This is a genomic window from Candidatus Jordarchaeum sp. (assembly GCF_052745115.1).
In genome coordinates this window covers 1-4,049 of record NZ_JBRAKS010000346.1, presented here as the reverse complement: position 1 = coordinate 4,049, position 4,049 = coordinate 1, and the positions used below count along the sequence as shown (strand labels likewise).

Sequence of the window (4,049 nt, the reverse complement as noted above, 5' to 3'; positions counted from 1 at the left end):
ATTAAAAATACCTTTGCAAATAGCAACTAATTTGGAGAAGATCCAAAAATTTTAACTTAAATTTTATTTGATATGGTTGAAGATGAAATTAGTGTATCTATTTTTTAAATACCAGTAATCGTTTTGGTTGTCAAGAAAATGTATAAGTCAAGGACTTTTTCGACATCACCTCCTTTTCAATCAAATACTGAACTGGACTCTTTAATCCAAGAGATTTATGAGGTCTCTGAGTATTAAAGAAAATTAAATACTCAGCAAGTCTCCTCTGAAATAGTGACTTATCAATGAAATTTTAATTTGTCCATGAATCCCCTGCATACCTTCCGGATTTAATCTAAAGTTCGGCACAGTCTTGGGGGAAGGCTGGTAGGAGTCACAGCCTTATTGTGGACATCATCTTATCCCCGAATAGCTTTAAAAGTATAAGTTTCTACTTAGTTACAACCTTAATTTTATAATCTCCGTCAACGTATCCTTTTACTTCTTGGCCAGATAAAAGCTTTCCTTGTTCTCCCTTGATTAAGAAACCTGTTAAAGCAACTGGTAAACAGATTAAACCAGTACCTACTCCTACTGCTGTTGCGGTTCCAACTTTTCCTTCACCAGTAGCACGTTGTGTAGCGCTCAATAATACTTCTGTACCATCAATAGCGTAAGTATAAGTAAGGCTCATAGCAATCTCACCTTTAACACCCCATCCTTTAGCTCTCTTGACTTCTGCTATCTTTCCTTCAGCTCTTTCACCCACTTTAATTACCTCGATATCATCAACTTTGACAGGCCTTATAACTCGAAGCTTGACAATGTCCCCTACGTTTGCCTTTTCACTGTCTATCGTTTCTGTTATCTCTAGCAGTACAGGAGTCCCAGCTTTCAAGACTACAATTTTTGTTTCTTGGGCATTAATTTTTATACCGATAATAAAGAGGCCTATAAAGATGAAAAACAATCCAATAGATAACTTTTTTTTCATTTCTACCACCTCCATAGTAAAAAATTAGCGGTTATTAAAGCAAAGCTAATACCGGCCAAAGCACCAGTGATTAAACGTAGCCAGGTATTACTATGATAGTTCGTTACGAATTGAGAGCCTATATCTATAACTAAAGGGAATGCTAAGAGCAAAGATATCAATAATACTTTTTTAGGATTCATAGAGTTTATGTTTTTAAATAAAAGGTAAATAGAGATGACAAGAAACGATAGATAAGTGCTAAAACATCTGGAGCATAAACCCATATTCGATCCAAATATCCAAAGACATCTTGAAGGAATTTGATGACAGAAATTCCTTAAGAAACCATACAATATTGAGGATAGGGGATTTCTTTGGAACTCTAATAGGGGACATAAAAGAGAAATGAAAACTAATGAACCAGAATGAATAATTAGAAAAATATAAATTATTTTTTTAATCATGACTTTAAACCCTTATCCATCAAGCCTCAGCGGGCAGGTTTAAAATATGGATTAATGCATTTTGTATGGCTTCCCGCAGACATTACATATTCCCTGATTATGCATGAAATTGATTATTTTCATGAGGCTATTTCGCCTAATGTTTAAAGTATAAAAGAAGCTTCTGTGGAGCAAAAATTTTAATATCATTTTAGCTCTTCTTATGCAATATCATGAAAAGTTCTCCTAAACTCTTACACGGTTTTTGCAGACTAAAATTTATCTTATGAAGTTCATAGGCTATTTTCAGATAGAGTCCCAAAGGTACACGAGGAAGTTCATCACGGGGTCTTTGCAGATCATTACACCACCATTCTACAAGATCTTTTTCACCCTTAGAAACAGCACAAGTTTCACAAGCATAAACTAAATTATGCATTCCTGGTTGAATACCAAATGATCTTGGTACTATATGTGCTAATTGACATTTAGTATATTTAGTTCCACAGAAAATACATTGATTCGGCATATTGGCAATATGTAAGAGTTCGCGTTCGTAGTCGGACATTCTAATCTCACCAGATTTTAATCGTTTATAGGTATCAATGATAAACCTATAATTCCCTCTAAATCCTGCCGAAGGAGAAATAACTAACTTGGCATAATAATAGAAAATAATATCTTCTATTCGTCGCGGTACAGATGGAGGTGGCATATTAATTTCCTCTTAGAAATTACTTTGCATCAGCAGTTAAAAAAGGCCAAAGATCGTGAATAAGGGAATCCAAATCCTTTACACCATTAACTTCTACGATCTCACCCTCCGGCTTGAGCTTTTTAAGGAGCTTTTTAAACTCATCAACGACATTCTCAGATAAGTAAACACATTTTATTCTTCTTGGGTGTGATTTGACAAGAACTTCTGCTAAGGAAGCTAGATATGTGCTTTCAGGTGGCCGAATTTGTTTTGTGAGATCAACTTCTCCTACAAATAGAGTCTTGTTATCCACCCGCTGATGCAGGTAAGAACTTAAAAGTGCAACTATAATAGGTAAGTCAAGGTCTGATGTGTATACATGTCGACCAGGGATATAGCAACTTATATCATAAGAAAGGTCAACCACATCAATATCTTTAAGCGTACCCAAAACTTTCAAAAGTTGTTTAATCTTTTTATTAGGGAGAAATGGAGCACTTAAGCCTGGACGGGAACCATATCTTGGTAAAGTAACAAAGGCCTGTGCCTCAGCGAATTCCCCACTAATACCACTATATCCTAATACTGTGCTTGCCTCCGCTGTCACATGGGGTGATTCCTTAAGACCGTGTTCATCCATTATCAAAACAAGTGGGTCAAGCGTGGCAGGGCCGAATCTATTCTTTGGAACAAAGAGAGGCCTTAAACGAAGTGCTCTTCGTATATAAATTATACAGTCAACAGTATGTTCAAGTGCTTTTGGTCCAGCGATTTCTCCACTTTTTGTAACATGATTGACAAATAAACAGGTGATCCCGTTACCTTTTGCACAATCTACAAAATCAAGAAGGCGTTTATACTTTTCCCCAACTCCTGTGGACAAGCCTCCTCCTTGGAGAGAATCTACTGCTATAATCTCGCAACCGTGGTATTCGCTCTGCGCTGGTAAAATTCTATGATTTAAAAACCAAGGCAACATCGACAGATTATCTATAGTATCGATATATAGATTCTCATTAATTGATGCCCGAATCTCCTTAGTTGTTAAGCTGTATATTCTCTCTACAACCCGCTTTACATCGCTCAAGCTCTGCTCAGTAGGAATGTATAAAACCTTTGCCCCTTGAATGCTTATATCTCCTAATATCTGAATAGATAAAGTTGTCTTACCAATCCCTGGCTCACCTGCTAAAAGATATATTCCTCCCTTTATAAACTCTGACCCGATAGCTTTTTTGAGCCAGGGCAAATGAGGAATATCCAGTCCCTTCTTGCCTTTGTCTTCTATATCCCCTATCTTAGGCATGACCATACCTCTTTTTTAAGCAATCTTATTGCTGTTGTCTGCATAGGCACGAAGATTTTATGCTGTGTTATATGAAGTGGCGGTATAAAGACAACAAATATCATAATAACGTTGAATAAATTATTAAGGGGAATACTGCAATCAACAGTTAAAAAATCCTTATCCTTTAATATCTATTCCTATCAAACTTATACGCAGATAAAGGAAAAATGTCAATAAAATTTTTTGAGACCTCTGAAAAAGTAAACAATTTAATTGATGATCTTCTTATGAGGACTTAAAGGAACTAAATTAGGAGAGGGAGAATATTATTTTCTATGCTGATCTTCTCTTCTTTTATATCTTTTCTCTCTATCTCTTCATCTCCTTTCTTCTTTACCTCATCCTATCTCTAAAATTTCTACCTTCTGTTCCCTCATCCAAAGAAGCTTAACCATCCTTTTGACGTTCATTACCAAAAAGGTCATCAAAGCCTGAATGGCCACTTTTGCTCTCCCCCAATAACGTGCTCGACCCAAACCATGCCACCTCTTTGCCCCTCCAAATCGTCGCTCAATCAAGGAGCGCTTCTTTAGGGCCTCCTTCCTCTCTGAATTCTCATCCAGAAGTTTAAGCCGGGAGTTATAATAATATTGTGTCTAAGGGTAG

Annotated in this window: 5 protein-coding genes; all 5 read right to left on the bottom strand. The window is 36.4% G+C overall.

The annotated features are described in order from the left end of the window. Positions 1 to 430: 430 nt before the first annotated feature. Positions 431 to 973: a hypothetical protein gene (locus tag ACUVXA_RS17550; protein WP_445872580.1), complete on the bottom strand. Its 543-nt coding sequence runs from the start codon at positions 971 to 973 to the stop codon at positions 431 to 433. Positions 974 to 975: 2 nt separating this feature from the next. Continuing rightward, the gene (locus ACUVXA_RS17545; protein ID WP_445872579.1) at positions 976 to 1,419 is read right to left on the bottom strand and encodes a DUF2085 domain-containing protein; all 444 of its coding nucleotides are present in this window, start codon (positions 1,417 to 1,419) and stop codon (positions 976 to 978) included. A 190-nt stretch (positions 1,420 to 1,609) separates the two neighbouring features. Then, entirely contained in the window at positions 1,610 to 2,113 is a 504-nt protein-coding gene (locus ACUVXA_RS17540; protein ID WP_445872578.1) for an HNH endonuclease, read from the bottom strand. 19 nt (positions 2,114 to 2,132) lie between these two features. After that, positions 2,133 to 3,401, bottom strand: a complete 1,269-nt coding sequence (locus ACUVXA_RS17535; RefSeq protein WP_445872577.1) for an ATPase domain-containing protein — start codon at positions 3,399 to 3,401, stop codon at positions 2,133 to 2,135. A gap of 380 nt (positions 3,402 to 3,781) precedes the next feature. After that, complete coding sequence (locus tag ACUVXA_RS17530; protein ID WP_445872581.1) at positions 3,782 to 4,006, bottom strand: transposase; 225 nt, start codon at positions 4,004 to 4,006, stop codon at positions 3,782 to 3,784. Positions 4,007 to 4,049: the final 43 nt, after the last annotated feature.

Bases quoted from the DNA above. Each gene is read 5' to 3' on its own strand.
- ACUVXA_RS17550 (WP_445872580.1), bottom strand. From the start codon at position 973: ATGAAAAAAAAGTTATCTATTGGATTGTTTTTCATCTTTATAGGCCTC.
- ACUVXA_RS17545 (WP_445872579.1), bottom strand. From the start codon at position 1,419: ATGATTAAAAAAATAATTTATATTTTTCTAATTATTCATTCTGGTTCA.
- ACUVXA_RS17540 (WP_445872578.1), bottom strand. From the start codon at position 2,113: ATGCCACCTCCATCTGTACCGCGACGAATAGAAGATATTATTTTCTAT.
- ACUVXA_RS17535 (WP_445872577.1), bottom strand. From the start codon at position 3,401: ATGCCTAAGATAGGGGATATAGAAGACAAAGGCAAGAAGGGACTGGAT.